Here is a 20,484-nt window from a genome sequence, read left to right on the forward strand (position 1 = left end):
AAGACCGAGTTCTGCACCCAGCTCAGATACCGCCGAAACAGTTTGAGCATCCGGCCGGTGCGTTTCTGGCTAACGTCGTATACGGCGATACAAAAGGGCATGGGTGACGAAACGATTAGAGTGAGACGCGCACGGCTTACCACCACATATGAAAGCCCTGATACAGATCGCCGGTGGGGTCGCACAGGTGCCGGATAAGCTTGTAACACTCATGACGGATCAACCGCTCGTAGGACACTTTCTTGTTCAGCGTCCGGTGTTGCACTGTCTGGCTCAACCGGTCGTCCCAGTCCTTGACCACGATCTTACGACCCGCTTCATTCAGATAACAGCCGCCCAGATGCTTCTCGAAGTGGCGGGGTTGCAACTCGGCCGTTTTCAGCAACCGGAAGATCATCCGGTCGACCAGCAACGGCTTGAAGACTTCGGCGATGTCGAGTGCCAGCGAAAACCGCCGGTCTCCGGGTTCGTGCAGGTAGGCGATGGTGGGGTCCAGGGCGGTGCGGTATATCTGGCGCAGCACCGTCGAGTAGCACAGCGAGTTACCGAACGAGATGAGTGCGTTCAGTTCATTGGAGGGCGGGCGCCGTTCGCGCTTGTTAAAAGGGAAGCGGGCGGATACCTCCGGCCCCAGGAAGTTAGGCCACAGTCGGTAATAGCGGTCGCGGATGCGCCCCTCGACGGCCATCAGCGTCGGGATGTCGACCGTCAGCGGCAGGGCGTCGCGGTCCCGGCGCAAATCCAGCAGGGTTGCCTGCACGGCCACCTGCGCCTCCCCCGAAAGCCTAGACTGATAGTACTTGATGACGCGTTCGATGTTGAACAAGGCCGCTTCCACGAAGCCACGGGCCAGCACCAGCCGACGCCGGGCACTCAGGTAATGGCGGGCCTGATCGACACGCAGCCGCCCCGACAACTGACTCTCGCGGGGAAACAGCGTGGCGGTGTAGTTGCCGTAGTAATCGTAAAAGAAGGTGGGGATACCCTGCTGCCCCAGAAAGCTGACGAGCTTGGTGTTGATGTCGATTTCGCCGAACAGGTACAGGCTTTCGACCGCTTCGACCGGGAAGGGCATACGCGGCCCGTCGGCCTCCACCGAAGGTAGGCCATTGTCATCGGAAGCGTCGTCGGGCTGCCGCTCGCTGGTGGCCCGTTCGAGCGAAAGCGTATTATGCTGACGGCGCAGCCGACCGCTGGAAAACAAGTAGTAGGGACGTTTCATAGGTGGGGAGGTTGGGGCATGGAGTTCATGGTTTAGCCGTAACACAGTTCATCGAAGGCGCACTTGGCGCAGAAACTCCGCTTACCCAGCCGGGGCGGTGGGGTTTCCTGCTCGGCCATCGCCCGTATAGCCGTTACGGTGGCCGTCAGTTCAGCAATGTGTTCAGGTTCAAGTGTGACGGGCTCAGTTTTGCGCAGCAGCGGATAATCAAGCTGCCCCCGGAAGGGCGACCCATCGGCCCGGACAACGCCGTTCCGAAGCAACAGCCACAGGTAGAACCGGACCTGCCAGCGGTGGGCGTCCTCGCAGGACCGGCCCTTCTTCGTTTCATGCAGCACCCCGTTTTTGAGGTTGGCCCGATCGATCTTACCTATCAGCGGAATCAACAATTCATCGGTGGGATCGTTGACTTCGGCTTCGATAGTGAGGTGTTTCTCGTCGCGCTCGTAACTGTGTTCGTCCAGCAGCCGACCCAGCGCCACCGCGTCGGACTCCAGCTCCATCGACAGCCCCCGCATCGACAGCCACGCTTTGCGGGGGCACAGCCGGTAGTAGCCCACCAGCATCCCTCCGATGCGGAGTCTGGTCGTGGACATTAGTGCTCGTAATTATAGGCTGAGAGCAATTCGATAAGCCGTTGTTCCGCCTGATCCATTGCATCCGCTGACCCGCTCACGTCGGCAACGTAACCCTTGCAAACCAGCGACGTAAATAAATCGACGCCTTCAATTGGCTCGACTACCGGAATGGCCCGGTAACTGTTGTCTCTGTTCTGATTGATATCCAGATCGGCCCGGATAGCCCCCGCAATGTGGCTGGCGTTGTCACTGATGGTAATAGCCAGGGTGGTCTGTGGACTGTATGTCCGCGCCTGATTACTGGTAATGTGCCAGTTGACCAGTGCCGATGCCAGTGCGGGTATCAGCTCCGCCCGGCGAGTGGCGGGAGCAATTAGCCGTTCACCATAACGCGATACCAGCCAACCGGCATCACGCAATTTTTGCAACGAATCGGCCGTCAGTTCCGGCTCATGCTGATTGACCGACACGCTGAACAATCGATTCAGGTCGATAGCAATGTCATAAACAAATAAACCGGTTGTCCGTGAGTTGTCGGGAATCCAGTGCCGACGAGGCAGTGTGCGCTGCTTTTTCGTCAAGTAGTCCTGCACCTGTTCGTCAGTCAACGTTTCTCCGGCTGCATTAATTACACGAACCGGATGTTTGTCAGGCTGCTCACTGCGGTCGAATGTCAGGTTTTCATTCGTCATGCTAACCAGTAATGGGTGTAACGGCCGCATGGCTGAGATCGAGAGCGGACTACGCCTTTTCAACGTTATTACCCCCGGTCGGGCCCGCATCCATCCCCCGATCAACTGATCGGCGTAGGTGGGGTCACAGGGCGACCAAGGTTCTTTGTTACCCAGTTCATCTTTATTGCTTATCTCGTAGTTGAACGTAATGGGGGCCCGATCTTCACCAAGTGTTTCGGAAAGTATATCCAGCACCGATCGCTTCACCTGCTGACCGCTGGAGTAAGAAACACGTTTATTAAACGTTGGGTCGTAATAATTCTTCTGACCGTCCTGAACGGCAAATACGGTGTGTTCGGCTACTTTTAGGCCGCGTAGATACAGGTAAGGTTTCATGGTAAATAGCTTAGTTTTTAGACGTGGAATTAGTGAGTTTTGCTTCCTCAACGGCGAATTTGAGTTTGAGCAGCGCGATGAAAAGCGGAATATCGGACACTGGCATAAGGGCAATAGAACCGGCAGTTTCGTTGAGCATCTGGTGTTGGTCCGGCACCCGCTCAATGAGTTTGGCAAATCGCTCGATGAGTTGAGCGCGGTTCGTTGTACTGACGAGTTCGTTGACCAGATTACTTCCCCCCGTTTTACCGCGTTTTGTTGGGTCGGCTACCTGAATCAACATGGCAGCCACGCGCTCACTGAGTTCAAGCAGTTTTTGGTTGTTTAACATAGCAATGATCCAGATTTGATAAATGGTGTACGTAATGAACAGCGGGTCGTTGGAATCTTTAAGTGCTTTGACCGGCTTGCCGGGGCCTCTCGGATTAGGTATATATTCACGCAGACTGGCGGGTTCAATAGCCCGTAAGCCGATCACGCCCAGTTCGCAGGCTTTCTGAAAACCTAATTCGGTATTGTACAGGCTTGACAGGGCTTCTTCTTTGAACTGTCCCTGCTGACCAAACAGTTGTTTGTAAAGGTCCCGCTCCACGGCAACGACTTTGGGCAAGTCGATCAGCACAAATCCGACTGTTGTATTCATCTGACTTAGCGAATACACGTACGTTGTTAGTCGGCGGGATACCCGGCGGGACAAAGCGAAAATGACGTTAATCCACCGCTGCGTTTCCAGACTGGCACCGCCCGACGCTTTGTCTATTTTAACGTCTGGGGTTCGCCCCTGAAGCGGACGTTTTGGGTCAAATTGTGATCCGAACGCGTTGGTAATCCACCAGCCATTCCAGGTATTGATCTGGTGGGGCTTCAAATTTGATGTACCTTTCAGGTAGTTCCGGTAGTGCTGCCAACCGTCATAAAGTGTTAGCAGCACTACGTCGGCATCGACCAGCACGTTCAGTCCCCCACTGACGCCAATCCCCAGCGCAGCACCAATCCAGGAAGCGTACACGTCTTCGGGCGTAACGGGTAGTTTAATATCCGTTACCTGCCCAGAGGTTCCAGCCGTTGCTTCGGCGGCTGCTCCCCCCAAGAAAAAAGACCCGTCCGGTTCGTCATTCTGAATGCGCTGGTGCTGAGCGGCCAGCACGCCCATGCGTACTACCGACGTAAGGGGCGTTTTCCCTTTCTGTTTGTATGCCTGATCGAACTTTGAATTGTTGACATGCTGTAAGTAACGCTCATCGTCGAAGAAAAGCGGGAAATAGACGTCGTCAAAAAACCGTTGTATTGTGCGTGTCGTCCCATCGCGGGTATTGACCAGGTCAATCAGCCGTCGACCAATGTAAGCCGTGTACATATCAGATAAAATGATTGTGGTTCGTGGAGTTAGTCGTTGGTATACCTTCCTGGCCAGGGAGTTGAAGGCCCAGCGGCAGATCGTCCGGATTATAGAATAAGTCACTGACGACCAACGGGTAACTGCCGACTTCTAACCGGGAACAGACTCCGACGTGGCGAACAATACTTTTCCAGGGAACAGGGATTTCAAGCTGCATCCGTTCGGCTCCGTAAGTAGCGATGTACCGCTCCCGATCCGATTCCAGAATACAGACGGCTCCTTCGATTTCGAGCGCGTCAATCAATACTGACTTGGGACGGTGGCAGAGTTCCCGTAGCGGAGCCGTTTCCCCGGTGGCCAGATGCACATCGATGGACGGCACAGCTACCTCGCCGTACGCTGCGTTGATCAGCGACTGTAACTCGGTTTCCTCGAGAAGGCCGTCGGGCAGCAGCGCGAAGCTACGCCGGACAACGTCTGCATTATAAGGTCGAATTGCTTTATCCGACTCGGCGGGCGCAATCACATGAACGGACTTGTAAGTCCCGATTGTCTGATACGTACGACGACGGTGAACCCGTCCAAATCGCTGAATCAAGCTGTCGAGCGGAGCCGCATCGGTTATGAGTCGGTCAAATGAGATGTCCAGACTCACTTCGACAACCTGGGTCGCAATGACCAGACAAGGCCCGCTTCCCTGATCGTACACGCCTATATGACGTTCCAACTCAGCGCGGTCCCGGCGTCGGTATCGACTATGAACCAGCAGAATAGGTACGTTTGGAAAAGCACCAATAGCCCATAGGTAACGTTCCTGCGCTAGTTTCACCTGATTGGCCACGAACAACAGGCGTTCATTTTTTCCCAGTGCTTCACGGATCACCTGCCGGGCATCGTCTTCGCTGGCTACTTTGGAGACCTCGTGCCGGTTGAAATCCCGGAGTGTTCGCTTATTGAGTCGCACCTGATGAACCCGCCGGGAACCGCCGAGTGCCCGAATCAGTCGATGGCTTAAATCAGTGGGTATGGTGGCCGTGCCGATATGAACCCGGCACTTCAGCCGTACCAGCGCACTGACCAGTTCCAGTATCATCGCCCGGGCCAGATCATCGTACACATGGGCCTCGTCGAGAATGATGTCGCAACCCGCCAGATCCAGGGCGGCTGCTTCGTGCCCACTCGTCCCAAAGACGATGGATGCCAGTTGGTGGGGTGTCGTTACCTTAATGCTTGCGCCCGGATTACGCTGTAAGAATTGTTCCTCTTCGACGCGTTTCCCACGTTCATCGTACAATAAAATGCGCGATGCTGCGTGTACCCGCCGGATATCCGTCTGTTGCGGGCTGGGCAATCGTTCTCCGTTCGACTGGTTGAGGTCATGATCAAGGCGCAGAAACATGGCGTTGATAGACGCCTGAAACGGCAAGGTGTACACAACCCGGCCCCGGCAGCGACGCAACAAAAAATCCGTTTTACCTGACCCGGTTGGGGCCACGACGAACGTGTGTCGATTACGTCGGTCGGCGGGCAACGTAGAAAGTGGGTGTAGATTGGATACCCGATTATAGTAGTCGAGACGCGGCTTTTTGTAGAATCCGCTCAGCAGCGCTTTTGCTTCATGCATGTACTCGGAAGCAAAGTGGTCAGCACTCATTAGCAACCCCCGCCACCGCGACCAGCCAATTGGTCGGTCCTGACAATAGGCGACCGCGTAGTCAAATGCCGCCCGTGCTTCTTCTCGACTGATTAATCGTGGCCGGATGGAAAAAGAAGTCAGTATCGAATGCGTTAAGGGTGACCAAGTTTCCCAGTCCTCCGCGTGCCGATCAAACGTATCATCAGGCCCCATCCAGTCAAGCACCAAATCGAGCAGCCCCCGACGCCGGACATCAGCCGATACCGATTTGTGGTGAGCACTTACCATGTCGATCAGGATCGGCCAGTCAGCCTGGTCGAATAACGGCAGAAACAGCAACGACGAAATTTCGTGTCTGTGTGGATCGGCCTGCTGCCGTTCCAGTTCTGTCACCTGATTGCGTAACGTACGCTGAAAGAACGGGTGTGCTTTTCCCAGGTCGTGCAACACCGCACCCAGCCGGGCAAGCCGGGTATTACAGCCGTACGCCTTGGCCATGAACCGAATACAGTCTGCCACGTGCTGCGTGTGTTGCAATAAGGTCAGGCCGCCTTGTTCTGGACTTTTCGCGAGTAGTTCCGTCATTATTCGAGTGATTGAGCACCCACCGGAGTCCCTACTATGCGCAGTGTCCCGTACATGGGCTGGTTATTTTGAAACCGGTCGTAGCCAACCATGATAGCCGTTGGTCCATCGCCAAACTGTAACTCAAACCCTGGTATCTGGTCAAACTCGTCCTCCGAAATGGCTTGTATCGACTCATCAGGTAGTAGGATATCCTCATTTCGACACAGACAAACGTGCTGTTCCGCTGCCTGCCTGGCATCCATTGACGTAGTGAACACCAACGTCAATACCGGATAGAGCAGCACACCCCGGACCAGAATCGATTGCTCCCGCGTTGCCCGTTTTCGCTTTGTCTCAAGGGCGAAGGCTCTGGATTGTGTCCGCTCCTGTTGTTGATCGATTTTTGCGTACGATAACCGGTGACGTAAAATGGCACTGACGCCCAGTTTCTGTCGAATACCTTCAATAATACTCGGCGTCAGAAACTGCTGACTGAAGGTTTTTTCATCCCGAACAGCTGTCCAGGGTTTGATGTAGCCGAACGGGCCGGTGTACCGCACGACGTAGTAAAGGGTCTGATCCATAATGCTGATTGACTTAGCGTAACGCCCCGAAACCACTTCCCGTCAATTCACCCACGCCAGCCGTCCAGGCGAAGTACTGCGCGTCGGGGGTGCCCTCCACAATGATCGGGCACTCACTCCCCCGATGATGAACACCTTTGATAGTACTCTTCCGGGTACGGGCGGCCGGATAGCTGCGGTCGAAGGAAAGAGCCACGGCCAGATCATCACCGGTAAAACCCGCCGTGGTCAGCTTGCGCCGGAACGATTCGGTCAGGGCGATGTCGGTAGCCGGGTCGTCCCAGAGCAGGTAAGCCCGCGACCCATCCGGCCGTTTCTGCCGGATAACGACGGAGGACCCGTCGGTCGAAAAGCAATGGCGCGACTGAAAATCGGGTGGATACACTTCTCTAATCTCAAAAATCTGCATACCGAAGCCAAGATCGGGCTTATCGAGCATGCCACCCAGTAGTTGCCGGGCTTTGCCCTCATCGTAGAACGAGATGTTCCACTGCGCTCCGCGCGGGAACCGCAATGTCCCGTTTTTGCTATCGCCACCACGCAGCCAGCCAAAACTGTATTGACTGGTCGTATCGTGTATGTCGTTGGGACCGAGCCATTTGTGCAGGGCACCGGTAAGCTGATGCAGATGATTGAAGGGTACAGGCTGCGTGTTGGGGGTGAGCTGTAGTTGTAGACGCATGGGGTTTGGGATGGGTGAACAATTCTTTATCGGCGTGATACGGCAAAGGTGATTGGGCAGTCCGCCACAAGCTGACGGACTGCTTAAAAAATACCCGAAGGTGCGATTGAGAGTAATCGACGCTACAAACTGCAAACAGCTAATTTCAATACCCGGAGGTGCGATTGCTGAACACGTGACGTGCTAAAGAAAATGGCTAAACTTTCTTTACTTTTGCAATAAGTAGCTATGGAGACGGGGGGAGTCGAACCCCATAATGACACTTGCCAAAATGCATTCAGCGCCTGCTTCCGTCCTCGGCTATCATTAAAAGCCCCTGCTCCAACAGGGGCTTTTTGACTGCTTAGCGTAAATATAGTGTAAGTCGGATTGTAACGGCAAATAGCTACGGACAAAAAACATCACATACAGCTGTAACTAGTAGCGATTAGCAAACCAGACATGTAACAACCCTACGAGTTTGAACAATGAAGAAAGCAGAGGACGCTGGTGCGGTTAAGGATGAAATCACGGGCAAGACGATCCGTGAAATGAGCTGGGATGAACTGCTCAGCCTGCCCGCTACTGAGCGCCTGACGACAGAGCAGGCTATGCAGCGCATGAAAGAGGCTCGTGTGGACCGCGACAAAAGCCAGTCAGCCTGATACTTCTGCGCGTGCAGCATACCGCCTGTTCATTGCTATAACCCTAGCTGCTATCCTTTCCCGCAACTCGGTGGGTTCCAGTACTTCCACGGCTTCGCCGAAGGCCAGAATTTCCCGCTCCAGTTCGTGGTTGAGAATCACCCATAACGCAACGTCCAGGTAAGCGGGGTCGGTGGTGGGGAGCATCTGCTGACTGGGATGCAGCGGCAGGCTAACCACGTATTTCCCCTCCTGCGCCGTAAATCGCAACACAACGCGCTGCGGCTCGGCATCGGCCGGGCAGGTTACCCCGATGGCGTGTCGGCGGTCGGTGCGGTGCGTGTCAGCGTCGCTCCGGTGGATGGGCTGATCGGTGAGCCGGAGATCGACGATCCGGTCAACGCCGAAGGTACGGGGTCTACGGTCGATGGCGTCCTGACCATCGAGGTACCAGCGGTTGCGGTACTCGAACAACAGACCCGGCTCGATCAACCGTAGCGATTCGGGATGTGCTTCTTCGTTGAATTTCTGGTAGGTAAACGTCACGCAGCGACCACTGCGCAGGGCCTGCCACAGCACCGGCAGGTGTTCCGCGCCGTTGACGGATGCGGCCCGCTCCAGCTGTAGGTACTGCCCCACCCCCCGGCTCCCGTCGACGGCTGAAGTCAGAAATTCCAGCCGTTCGCGCCGTTCGAGCAGCTGCACAAACTGCTCGAAATCCGCTACGTCTTCGTCGGTAGGCAGGTCGAGATAGTACCCCCCTCGGGTACGATTATGACGGATGTAAATCTGATAGGATTTAGCGATGCTTTCAATGTCGCGCTCGACGGTCCTATCCGAAACAGCGTCGAAATCAACTGATAAGCGCTCAATCAGTGTTTGCTTGCTGGGGTACAGATGTGGTCGATCAACCAGTCGGATCAGTTGCAGCCGTCGACGCAGGGTTTCAAGTTGATTCATGAAGTAGGGGCAGTGTAGACGTAATTAATCGGCTACTGATCGATCAATGTACAGCTTTTACTTGCTACCTACTGCCGCTTACTTAGTGAGTGGTCAACCGATATATAGCGCTTACTGCCTCTACTTATATTGCCTTGTTTAGCTAAATTGAGGATTCCGGGTCGGCTGTACAACCTACCAAGTGCGTCGGGGTTGATTGTCTCCGCTACCTTATATTGATTACTCATCAATGAGCAGCAAGGCACCTGACTGAAACATTTATATACCATCAATGCAGGGACGCCCGTCCGGACGCAAAAGGACATGCTGGCAGCATGGAAGCTTGAGGAGGCTTACTACCCGAAACCGGACTATAATTTGCATTCCTAGTATCAGTTGTAAGCTGTAAATTGAAGCATTGCGTGGACCAATCGCATGGTCGACTACATACCACCAATAACGGTTGAGAGTCGCGATTACACAACCCTCATTATTCTGGGGCTATACAGCTAAAGCCAGATTGTGCTGTAGTGAATACGGGCTCCAAACCGATCCTTATTCCAAAACATGCGCTCAAGGATTGTTATCAGACGAAATACCTGACCGCACAGCATCACTAATATCTTCTTTTACAAATGCCCAGTGCTTTCCCCTCAAACAATTTGGATCAAAATCGTCGTCTGCTTTGGTGAAATCTGTGAAGTTTTTAAGAACAAGTTCACGCTCATGCGTGTATTCGTACCTTTTGTTATGGAGGGCAAGCATTTGCTCAATACTATAATTTGGAAGTACTTCGTGCAGATCCCAAAAATCTTTTTTTCGTCCAACACGTTGAACAACGTCCACCTTCATTGCTACTATTTCTTCAACTGTTGCCAGACGAATTTCATCAATGACTAGGGGTGATTGCATAAATGGTTCGGTAGAATAAAATACATCCAGTTTAATTGTATTCTTTTTATCTGAACCAATTACATAAGATTTTCCCATAGCGGGTGCTATGTCCGCCAAATGAGTTACGTAGGAGAAAGTCCGTTTTAAGTACGAGTCTATCTATTCAAAATCAATGTCTCCATACAATGCATCGGTAAAGAGGTCAATGTCAATAGATATACGGTGCCCCAGCTGTAGACTTAAAGCTGTCCCACCAACTAATCTGAATGGCGCGAACACCTCAGCAGACATCAGCGTAGATAAGCTTTTTCTTAGCAACTTGTTTACCGTGTTATAATGCAACATTGAGTTAAAAAGAACTGAATCTATTGGATGTATATATCAGCTTTATAGGAATCAATGACTGACTCAACTTTTGCTGGACCATAAAACCGGATCAGCTCGTCCTTTTCTTGTTGGTTGCCCCGCTCGAAAACTCTCTTGATAACCGTCCTGAATTGACCCTCCCAGTCGATGAGATTAATGTTTGTATCCCAAAACAATGACGGTCGTACTATTGATAGGTTTGGCGTTGTGCGGCTGCGATGGCTGCTAGCTTTTTTTTCTTTGTAGAAAGCCTGAAGCGTCAACAGCGTCCCTTCATCAATGTTGAGCTGTTGCTCAATTTTAACAGCCATTTTTGAGTTTATGCTACGCTTCCCCTTGGTTATTGCATACAGAGTGCGACCGTCTTCATGAATTTCTGACGCAAATCGATGCTTCAGAAGCGATCGTTTCCTTAATATCCGATCGAGAACGATCCCGGGGTGAATTCCCTTATATGTTTCAAATCGCCTATCCATGATCCAGAGTAAACAAAATTACCATATGGTTTAGTGCCTCAGTGAATCAATGATATCAACTCAAAGATATAAGAACCGTAGATTCACATTTGCAATGCATAAAGCTCGTTCTTGGCAAATTCAGCCGGGCTTAGATAACCTAAACTTGTGCGGGGGCGCTGATTTAGTTGATCTTCGATCCAACGGGGCCGCCCGTGCGGATACATCAACAGGCCCGACAATACCAATTGGAAAGTCTTGGGAATATACTGGCGAATGAGCCCGTTGGTGTTCTCATTCAAGCCTCGCTCCCAGCTATAGTACGGATGCGCAAAGCAGGTAGCCGCGCCAAACGCCCTGCCAATCGACTCATGGTGGACAAACTCCAGGCCGTTATCGAAGGTGATCGTCTTGACGGGTAACGCACTCCGACCCAGAGCTTTGGTGGCCGCTGCTGCCAAAGCACCAGCCTGTTTAGACGCTAATTTAGCGATCAACACATACTTAGTACGTCGTTCTACCAGTGTCAGTAGCGCACCATCATGGCCCTTACCAATGACTGTGTCGGCCTCCCAGTGGCCCAGTTCTGTATTGGTCGCCACGATCGGTGGCCGTTGGTCAATGCTCACCCGATTGGGAATCAGTTGCCGTCGGACAGGCTTGCCCCGGTTGTTGTACCGCTTACGATGACGAATACGGAGGTATTCAATAAGAGACTCATGATCAGCGAGTTGCTTGCCATTTGAAGCCTGATGTCGATAGATGTAGCGGTAGATCGTTTCGTGGTGCAGGACCTGTTGCGTTGATGTCCGGTGGAGTTCACCGCAAATTTGTTGCGGTGAGAGCCGGTCTCGTAGCCGATTAAGGACGGTCGTTAGCACGGATCCGTTGAGCTTGTAGGGTGTCCGTTTATGAGCCGCCCCCGCCCGTTGCTGAGCGAGTTGAGCCTGGTAGGGTTGAGGGGGCCACTGGATGCTATGCCTGGCTAGTTCGCGGCTGATTGTGGCTTGGCTGACACCAATCTGTTGAGCGATGAAGTGCTGGGTTTTGTGTTGCTGGTAGAGCGATTGAATGAGGTATCTTTGTGCCAGGGTCAGTCGTTTGTAGATTGCCGTTGCTTTGGTTGGATTAGTTACCCCAAAGCTACAAGGATCTATTGAACGGCTGACCTTTGTTACTTCCGGCCGGGACTGCCTGGCTCAGGAAAGGTACGAAAGGGAAGAAATAGTGGTACGTACTACAAAAGCGAATCCAAGACTAATAGAGAAATTATTTAAACCCGAAGTTGTAGCTCAGGCTTGGAATAGGTGCACCGAAAATACTTAATTGATATGGATTTGTGGCCTGCCCTTCCGTACGGTAGAAGATCGAATACACGTTACGACGTCCGTAGAGATTATAAACCGTGAATGTCCAGTGCCCCTGCCAGCGTCGATGCTTCAGGCTTGGATTGTAAATATTCCAGGCAAAATCAAGCCGATGATAATCAGGAAGACGAGCCACGTTCCGCTCGTCGTAATACGGATATGTCCGCCCTTGATAGCGGACAAATCCTTCGGGGGCGGTAAAGGGTCGGCCTGTGCTGTAGACAAAGTTGAACGAAAAGCTATGGTGTTTTCCCTGATTCAGATTCAGGCTGAGATTGATGCTGTGGGGTCGGTCATAGTTGGCCCGATACCAGCTACCACCGTTGATCTGATCGCTCAACGAGACGCTCTGATTAACCTGATTGAACGTTCGGGCGAAGGTGTAGTTTACCCAGCCCGTCAGCTCCCCTTTTTTCTTAGCCAGCATCACTTCCAGCCCGTACGCTTTGCTACGACCGCTCAGCAACTGGGTTTCAGGATAGGCTTGCAACAGAAAGTCCGCGCCAGCCCTGTAGTCCAGTACATGCTGCGTACTGCGCCAGTACCCCTCGGCGGACAACTCGAAAATAGCGGTAGGTGAAGTGTAGAAATAGCCTGCCGAGACCAGTTGGCTGACCTGTGGTTGAATGTGGGCGTCGGCGGTTTTCCAGCGGGAGGTGGGTAGGGGTGTTGTTGTATTAGTAACTACCTGCAGATACTGACGCATCAAGTTATAGCCCAGTTTGATCGATGAGTGCGTGTTCAGGGCGTAGCGTAAGCCGATCCGCGGCTCCACTCCCCCGTAGCGGGCACTTACCTGCCCCCGACCATATCGTATTGAGTCGACAACCGTACTGGCATCAGGCGTTTCACCAGCCCGGTATTGGCGCACCACCGATGGGCCCAGATTTAAAAAATAGCTGTATCGCAATCCGGCCGACAGGGCCAACTGGTCCGACAGGCTAATCTCATCTTCCAGATGGAGTGCCAGTTCGAGTGCCTGCTCGGCCGGCGATCGCCGGTAGTTAACGGACGGACTCTGGTTGGGAATCAGCTCGCCTGGATTTAGGCAATAGTAGATCCCGCTCACACCCGCTTCAACCTTCTGGTTGGCTAATTGGTAGTTCAAATTCGACTTCAGTTGGCGTTGTCCGAGAGCTTGCTTGAGCACAACCCGATTCGCCGTACTATCTTCAATCGAGATGATTTCTGGTCTATACTGCGCACTTAGAGCGGTCGTCTGCAAGTTGAGTCGAGGTGAGATAGTGTGAAACCAGCGTAACATCCCGTTCGTTGTTTGTTGCGCGTATTGTGTACCGGCCGCGTTAACATTTGCCAGACTACCAAGCAGATTGGTTTGAAACAGATCGACACCCGTGTAGCCCATTGCGGTGATCGTGTTCCGCTCGTCAAGCCGCCAGAACAACTTGGCCACGCCATCGCCGAACTTGGCCCGTATGCCTGAGAAGCGGGGCGAAACCAGCCGGAGTAAAAAATCATTAACAGCGCCCCGACCAGAGACCAGCAGGGCCAGCTTACCGCGTATAATTGGCGTTTCAATGGTCAGCTTGTTGGCAACCAGGCTTACCCCTCCACTCAGATTAAATTGATCCAGCGAAGGATTGCGCAGACTGACATCCAGTACCGATGCGGCCCGGCCACCGTACCGGGCCGGCACAGTTCCTTTGTAAAGATCCAGACCCGCTGCTGCCTCGGGGGGGAAAACGGAGAACAACCCGAACATATGGGTCGGATTAAAGATAGGCGTCTCGTCCAGTAGCATCAGATTCTGGTCGGTGGTCCCACCCCGGATGTTAACACCGTTAGCGGCTTCCCCAACACTGGTTACCCCCGGCAGTAGTTGAAGACCGCGCAGGATGTCCACTTCGCCTAATGCATTGGGCAGGCGTTTGAGTAGACTGACGTTCAGCTGACTAACACCCAGCAGCGGTTGATTCACATTGTGATCGAAACCTTTGCTGGTCACAATAACTTCCGCTAGTTGACTAGCTACGCTGGCTAGCCTGACGGTTAGTTCTCGGTCTCGATAGAGGCTGATGGTTGTCCGAAAGGGAACATAGCCGACACGACGAATCACCACGGTATGCGAGCCGGAGGGCAGCTTAATTGCATATTGACCAGCCAGGCTAGTGTGAACACCCGTCGATGAGCGGTCGTAGTCAATAATCACAACGGCATGCTCGATGCCATGGCCAGTTAGCGAGTCGGTCACTGTTCCGGATAAAGTAAAGCCCGATTGTGCGCAGGTTAGCGAACTAACTAGTAGGAGTAGCCAAAGGAGTAAGTAGTTCATTCTGCTCATAAACTGATAGCTGGATAGTATAAGTAATGACTTGACTACTACATAGACAAAACAAACGATTCACGTTACCTACACTTGATACCACTACTTAATGTCGCAATAGGTTGCATTATACCGATAAATAATTAGATACATTAAATTTTACGTAATGATTGTGACCGCCGGTTTATTTATCGACAATTGTACTAAACAAATTATAAATTATACTATTATGAAACTATTCTCGTTTTCCGGTGCTGTTTTATTATCCCTTTTAGCCATTAGTTTAGTGAAATCGCCCCTGCCGTTTGTGCGTGACGCTTTTGGTCACGGCTCGGCTAAACCAGCCGTCAACAATGTGACGGCACGTGCGCCCAAGGGTACGTTATCCGGCACGTACAACGGGAACGGCTTCTACACCTATGTAAAACCGCTCACGCTGGCGGGCGCTTCCTCTTGCACTTGGTACGTAGCTGATGTACCGAATCAGATTAGCATCAAAGATGCCAACGGTAATGTAGTGTATAGTTTGGGCTGGCGGGGTACGGCAAACTACCCTGGGCCTTGGGGACAATCGTTGTCGACGTCAAATACGTTTTACTTTAATTTAAATGCGGGTAACTATACTGTATACGTTGACACAGTCACTAACGTCAATAATGGAGGCTCTTCTGATTCTTGGTATATTTACTACTAGAGAATAGTAACGACGACACGTCCTGTGCGGACTCACAGGACGTGTCAGTTGAGTGATAAGATCGGTAATCTAGATAGACAGCAGCATAGTAGTAGTTAACAATTGGTCATGGGTTTGGGGCTACGAGCTGGCGCTTTTGGAATATGTCTGTCACTGGCAACGGCTTGTGTCGATCCGGCCGTTGTTGAGCTGCAGCAACAAAACGATTTGTTGGTTGTCGACGCTACAATTACCAACGTAGCGGAACCACAGCTTATTCGAATTAATCGGTCGGTAGCCGATCGACTGACCGGTCGCTTCGGTACGCTTCCCGTTACAAAAGCGACCGTAGAGGTGGTAACCGATTCGGCGCAGGTAAGCGTAGCCACAGAAACGACCGATGGAACGTATCAGCTACCAACTGACTTTCGTGGCCAGGTAGGCCATGCGTATCAACTGCGCTTTACGCTAAGCGATGGGAGCCGCTACCTGTCCACTCAGCAAGTCATGCAGCCTGTGCCTCCGATCGGTCAGGTGACGGCCCAATTTAGCGTCAATAGTCTCCCACCTGGGCAACTCAATGGCTACCGGGCAGGCCATACCCTCAACGTACGTAGTCAGGACCCGGCCAGTCAGCATAACTATTACCGTTGGGATTGGCTCTTATATGAACGCCAGTACTGGTGTCGCAGCTGCACGCAGGGCGTGTACTCGGTTTACAAAATCCTGCCCGGTACCTACAAAGACCGGGACTACTTCGTCACCGGTGACGAATCCTACGAGGACTGTTTTAACCCACCCGCTGGTCAGGCGCGCTATGATGCCCCTGATGTACCAAGAGATTACTGGATATACGACTATCCCTGCCGGAGTGCCTGTTGGCAGATTCTACGTGGGTATGCCATTAATGTCTTCGATGATTTGTACAGCAACGGAGGCATCATTGATCGGCAAAGCGTCGCTCAGATTCCTTTCTACGCGCCACAACCCGCCCTGGTTGATATTCGTCAGCTTTCCTTGACGGCGGATGCCTATCGCTATTACAAGTTGTTCGCTGATCAGACGCAGGCAACGGGCGGTCTGGCGGATACGCCCCCTACCGCACTAGTGGGTAACGTACGCTCAGCAACCAGCAATCCGCTACCGGTAGTCGGTTATTTTACGGCCTCTGCCGTTTCACTCGTTCATTACTGGCTAGATCGCAAGGATACGCAGGGTGTTTCCTACGGGGCAACAGATCCAGCGGGGGCACCTAGCGGTACAGGTGATGCGTTATTTTACGCCCTTAACCTGCGCCGGCCAATGGCCGAACCACCACCGCCCTATCAGGGGGGGCGTGACGTACCCAAAATCAGACTGTGGCCAACGACAAACCGGCCACCCACGGCTCCTTGTTTGCTCAGCGATAACCGCACTCCGTTTAAGCCAGTGGGATGGCAGGAGTAACTTGTTCCCATCCGTGGTCATGCGTCTAGTGTTACTAACCCCCATCAGTTATCTCAGCTTGGTCTACTGGCTGTTGGCGGGTACACACGCTCTAGGCCAACTTAGCCAACCAAACATGGCTACCAGGAGCGTACAAGCGCTTGTGCTTGATTCTGTTACTCGTCAACCTCTTGCGCAGGCAACCGCTCAGCTTATCCGGGTCGATTCGTTAGTGGCCCAACACTTAACTGAATCGAATGGTCGCGTTCTGTTCACTAGGCTTACCCCCGGAGCGTATCAGTTAGTAGTATCTTTTTTGGGGTATCGGACCTTAGTTTGTCCGTTTAGACTAGCCACGACCGGTAAATCCCACGACTTAGGCGTCTTGGTAATGGTTACCAGACCCCTTGAGTTGACTGAAATTACGATTCGTAAGCGTCCCCTAGTAAGTCTCCATAAAGACACCCTGATTTATGAGGCTAGTGCCGTGAGAACTTCAGCCAATGCCGTAGTGGACGATATACTGAGTAAACTACCGGGACTGGACGTCTACAACGATGGCCTGATCTCCGCACAGGGTAAAACCGTTCAGCGGATACTCGTTGACGGTAAGCCTTATTTCGGTACTGATGGTAAACAGGCCACCCGTACGATACCCGCCCACTTGATCGATCAAATTCAAGTGTTTGACCAGCGATCTGATCGAACTGTTTTTTCAGGCTTGGACGATGGCCAGCGCATACGGACAATCAATATCGTACTGAAACCAACGGGACATCGTGAGCGGTTCGGACAACAGATTGGTGGAATTGGCCCTGAGGGGCGCTACCAAGTGGGCGCGGGATTGAATCAATTAGGCGTCAAGCGTCAGTTTTCATTCGTGGCGCAAACCAACAGTATCAATCAATCTGGATACAGCCTGCCTATCTCAAGTGGACGCCAGATAAACAGCCTGGTTGACAATGTATCCACAGACGGGGGCGGAATGATGACCCAATCCGCTGGTGCCAGCATTGGCTTCAGTGATCGCCTGGGAAAAAAGGTTGATTTGGCGACTACCTACCAAACAGGGGCTACAGCCACCCAATTGCACCAGCTAACCAATCGCCAGACGTTTTTACCACCGTCTTTCTCCGTCGATAGCCTACAATCAGACCTCGCTAGTAGCCAACAAAGCATGACAACTGCTCGGCTAGCCAGCCACTTGCTCAATACCCGGCTAAACGTTCAGCCTAACGCACAAACCATAATCCGGCTAAACCCAAGTCTGTCCATTAATCGAGCCGAACGCCACTCAACTATAACAAGCCAAACGTTTACCGACCGGCAGTCATTGCTAAATCAAGGTATGACCGTTACGCGGTCCAATGATGCAAGTTGGTCATTTGCAAACACTGGTTCGTGGATGCATCGCTTTCGCCGAGCTGGTCAAATATTGTCGTTGAGTACTAACAGTAGTCTTAGCAGGCAGCATAATCAGAGCATAAACCAGTCTTATTTTATCGCTGGAGATCGGCTGGCCACCACATCCATCAACCAGTATCAGTATGCCACTCAATATTACAACCAAGTCAGTAATGAATTGATGGTATCATATACGCAGCCACTTCATAGTCAACAAACGATCGAGTTTCGTTATACTGGTTTGACTGACTACAGTTCTGCCGCCCGATCGGTAGCTGACATTGACTCGGTCAATTCCAATCGGCTTGCTGCCAACGATAGTCTCAGCAACCAATATAGGAACCGGATAATTAATCAGCGACTTGGGCTGAGTTGGCAGGTGCGCTCAACTCGCTTCTCCTATGCAATTGGTTTCGATATTCAACGGATCAATCAGCGGTCCACAGTTGGGCCGGGGACTGCATTCCTTAACCGAGTATACACGAACGTGATACCCTCCTTACTAATTGAGCCTCGCCTTACTAATAATCGGGCATTACAACTTCAGTATCAAACGTACAGCGTAACGCCGTCAGTGGCCCAGCTTCAACCTGTTGTGAATATTACTAACCCACTGGTTATTTACGCCGGAAACCCGGACTTGTGTCCTGAATATACTCATACAATAACGGTCAATTATAATCAGCTTAACCCTACTACGTATCGTTCTCTGTACGCCGTGTTAATTACGGGATTTACGGCTAATCGTATCGTTACGGCGACGACGGTAAGTCCAATAGGGGTACAAACGATACATCCTGTAAATTCGGCGGGTACTGTAGTCGTGGACGGCACGGTTTCCACTGGTAAACCGTTTCAAGCCCGTTTTCTGGAAGGCCAAGTTAGTAGCTCAACCACCTTGAAATATTCCAGTGGAGTAAGCTATTTGGCTACGCAACTCAACGTGGCCCATACCATCATGCTTAGTCAACGGCTTGGCCTTACAGTTCATTTTTGGAAAAAAGTGGATGTCAATCTTTCCGGGCTCGCTAGCTACCAATCTGTCACTTATTCATTGTCCAGCCAGTCAGTCCCTCCGGTAGTAAACGTTCAACTAAGCGCCGGCATACACTACCCTCTAGTCTGTGGCTTTCAACTGACTAGTGATCTAACTCATGTCACTCTACGAGGGCGTCCCATGGGCTACAACCGGCACTATAGTTTATGGAATGCCACCATAAGCCGGTCATTTCTGAAAGGCCAGAAAGGAGAAATGCGGTTTCAGGCAAATGATATACTAAACCAAAACCAGAGCCTGGTCCGTATAGTCACCAACTCATATATTGAAGATAGCCAGACCCAAGTCCTAAAACGCTATTTACTAATTAGTTTCGTCTATCATCTACGCTAGCTCGACTATAGGTCTATCGCCAGCCCTTTTCTGGACGACTTTGGAAAGGGGGCTAAAATGAACGTATTGATCAATCACATAGGTAGTTATATACGTGCAATAAATATTTACCAGAGTGCATTTTCTTGCCTGATATGAGTGAACTGCATACAGGTAACTTTACTGAGCAGCATCACTCATTGTCAATTTTCACAAATGAGGTGTTTTGTTAATACCGTCTAGTGAGTTCGAGGAGATACAGTGGATCGTACTAACTGTGTAATTGATTGTCATGGTGACAATACGACTAAATGAGTCTATAATCAACAACATTTATCAGAGTGTAGTATACCAGTCATACTCGATGAATTCCCTTTTGAGTATGTTGGTAGCATTACCAGCGATGCCGAAAGGCCACATTGGTTCTGTGAACAGGTCATTACCGAACGGTAAATTCGGCAATGGATAAAACGGTTTTACTATATATTTTTTATATAAACCTATTGCAACATGTATCCTTGACTATATATCGAAGTATAAACGGCAACATGTTTATAAGTGTGCGATGCGCTTAATGCGAACGCTCTGATATGTAACCTATTAATGTGAATCAAGAGTAGAAAACAGCAACCGTAGCGTAGTGGGTAATTTTGTAGAATGCTACAACTACAACTCATTGCCCTCTACGACTACGTTTGCCGCTACTATGCTACACATTCAGCCCTGCATTACCAACGGCTGAGCAATAATTGCTGCCCAGCCTTTACCGATCAGGAACTGATGACAATCTATCTCTTCGGTCTCATCAAGCAACGATCCACCCTGCGTCAGACCTACGACTATATCACCGAGCATTGGAAAGGCTGGTTCCCCAAATTACCGTCTTACCAGGCTGTTAGCTATCGACTTAATCAGATCGGCTGGCATTTTGAGCCCTTGATCGATTGTCTCTGTGAACACTTGCAAGCCCGCCACGACCTACTACGGGACGTCTTGTTGGCCGACTC

General features: G+C 51.6%; 17 protein-coding genes and 1 pseudogene. 5 read left to right on the forward strand and 13 right to left on the reverse strand.

Annotation, left to right across the window (positions count from 1 at the left end; translation table 11 throughout):
• The 8 genes from CLV58_RS28910 to CLV58_RS27100 form a co-directional block, all read right to left on the reverse strand.
• Nucleotides 1-101 (reverse strand): CRISPR-associated endonuclease Cas2 (locus CLV58_RS28910; RefSeq protein WP_146141564.1); only part of this gene is annotated, 101 nt, incomplete at its 3' end.
• Nucleotides 102-136: 35 nt separating this feature from the next.
• Nucleotides 137-1,222, reverse strand: coding sequence for a type I-B CRISPR-associated endonuclease Cas1b (gene cas1b, locus CLV58_RS27070; RefSeq protein ID WP_106140973.1), 1,086 nt, complete (start codon nt 1,220-1,222; stop codon nt 137-139).
• 32 nt (nt 1,223-1,254) lie between these two features.
• Complete coding sequence (cas4, locus tag CLV58_RS27075) at nt 1,255-1,818, reverse strand: CRISPR-associated protein Cas4 (RefSeq protein ID WP_106140974.1); 564 nt, start codon at nt 1,816-1,818, stop codon at nt 1,255-1,257.
• Nucleotides 1,818-2,870, reverse strand: a complete 1,053-nt coding sequence (locus tag CLV58_RS27080; RefSeq protein WP_106140975.1) for a CRISPR-associated protein Cas7 — start codon at nt 2,868-2,870, stop codon at nt 1,818-1,820. Before CLV58_RS27080 ends, cas4 begins: the two co-directional genes overlap by 1 nt.
• Nucleotides 2,871-2,880: 10 nt before the next feature.
• Nucleotides 2,881-4,227, reverse strand: a complete 1,347-nt coding sequence (locus tag CLV58_RS27085; RefSeq protein WP_106140976.1) for a hypothetical protein — start codon at nt 4,225-4,227, stop codon at nt 2,881-2,883.
• 1 nt (nt 4,228) lies between these two features.
• Nucleotides 4,229-6,430: a CRISPR-associated helicase/endonuclease Cas3 gene (locus CLV58_RS27090; RefSeq protein ID WP_106140977.1), complete on the reverse strand. Its 2,202-nt coding sequence runs from the start codon at nt 6,428-6,430 to the stop codon at nt 4,229-4,231.
• Nucleotides 6,430-6,996, reverse strand: a complete 567-nt coding sequence (locus CLV58_RS27095; RefSeq protein ID WP_106140978.1) for a hypothetical protein — start codon at nt 6,994-6,996, stop codon at nt 6,430-6,432. The genes CLV58_RS27090 and CLV58_RS27095 overlap by 1 nt, the downstream gene beginning before the upstream one ends.
• Before the next feature lie 13 nt (nt 6,997-7,009).
• Entirely contained in the window at nt 7,010-7,678 is a 669-nt protein-coding gene (locus CLV58_RS27100) for a CRISPR-associated endoribonuclease Cas6 (RefSeq protein WP_106140979.1), read from the reverse strand.
• Nucleotides 7,679-8,145: 467 nt separating this feature from the next.
• Here CLV58_RS27100 and CLV58_RS28575 point away from each other — a divergent pair, with 467 nt between their 5' ends.
• The gene (locus CLV58_RS28575; protein ID WP_170108814.1) at nt 8,146-8,322 is read left to right on the forward strand and encodes a hypothetical protein; all 177 of its coding nucleotides are present in this window, start codon (nt 8,146-8,148) and stop codon (nt 8,320-8,322) included.
• On the opposite strand, the gene CLV58_RS27105 is transcribed toward CLV58_RS28575, so the two are convergent.
• The 5 genes and pseudogenes from CLV58_RS27105 to CLV58_RS27125 form a co-directional block, all read right to left on the reverse strand.
• On the reverse strand, nt 8,314-9,261 hold the full coding sequence (locus CLV58_RS27105; RefSeq protein WP_106140980.1) for a helix-turn-helix transcriptional regulator: 948 nt from the start codon (nt 9,259-9,261) through the stop codon (nt 8,314-8,316). The two genes, CLV58_RS28575 and CLV58_RS27105, sit on opposite strands and share 9 nt — an antisense overlap.
• A 552-nt stretch (nt 9,262-9,813) precedes the next feature.
• A pseudogene (locus CLV58_RS29355) lies at nt 9,814-10,479 on the reverse strand (nucleotidyl transferase AbiEii/AbiGii toxin family protein).
• A 20-nt stretch (nt 10,480-10,499) separates the two neighbouring features.
• Nucleotides 10,500-10,811: a DUF6922 domain-containing protein gene (locus tag CLV58_RS27115; RefSeq protein ID WP_211300914.1), complete on the reverse strand. Its 312-nt coding sequence runs from the start codon at nt 10,809-10,811 to the stop codon at nt 10,500-10,502.
• A 248-nt stretch (nt 10,812-11,059) separates the two neighbouring features.
• The gene (locus tag CLV58_RS27120; RefSeq protein WP_146141565.1) at nt 11,060-12,112 is read right to left on the reverse strand and encodes an IS30 family transposase; all 1,053 of its coding nucleotides are present in this window, start codon (nt 12,110-12,112) and stop codon (nt 11,060-11,062) included.
• Between the two features lie 112 nt (nt 12,113-12,224).
• Nucleotides 12,225-14,615: a TonB-dependent receptor gene (locus CLV58_RS27125; RefSeq protein WP_245882482.1), complete on the reverse strand. Its 2,391-nt coding sequence runs from the start codon at nt 14,613-14,615 to the stop codon at nt 12,225-12,227.
• A 157-nt stretch (nt 14,616-14,772) separates the two neighbouring features.
• Between CLV58_RS27125 and CLV58_RS27130 the strand changes: the two genes are divergently transcribed.
• The 4 genes from CLV58_RS27130 to CLV58_RS27145 all read left to right on the forward strand — a co-directional run.
• A complete protein-coding gene (locus CLV58_RS27130; protein WP_106140984.1) occupies nt 14,773-15,300 on the forward strand; it encodes a hypothetical protein in 528 nt (175 codons plus the stop codon).
• Between the two features lie 108 nt (nt 15,301-15,408).
• Nucleotides 15,409-16,725: a DUF4249 domain-containing protein gene (locus CLV58_RS27135; RefSeq protein ID WP_106140985.1), complete on the forward strand. Its 1,317-nt coding sequence runs from the start codon at nt 15,409-15,411 to the stop codon at nt 16,723-16,725.
• Nucleotides 16,726-17,116: 391 nt separating this feature from the next.
• Entirely contained in the window at nt 17,117-19,498 is a 2,382-nt protein-coding gene (locus tag CLV58_RS27140) for an outer membrane beta-barrel protein (RefSeq protein WP_170108815.1), read from the forward strand.
• Nucleotides 19,499-20,134: 636 nt separating this feature from the next.
• The coding region (locus CLV58_RS27145) for a hypothetical protein (protein ID WP_211300915.1) at nt 20,135-20,484 on the forward strand (350 nt) is incomplete at its 3' end.

This window comes from Spirosoma oryzae (assembly GCF_003002825.1).
Lineage (GTDB): Bacteria > Bacteroidota > Bacteroidia > Cytophagales > Spirosomataceae > Spirosoma > Spirosoma oryzae.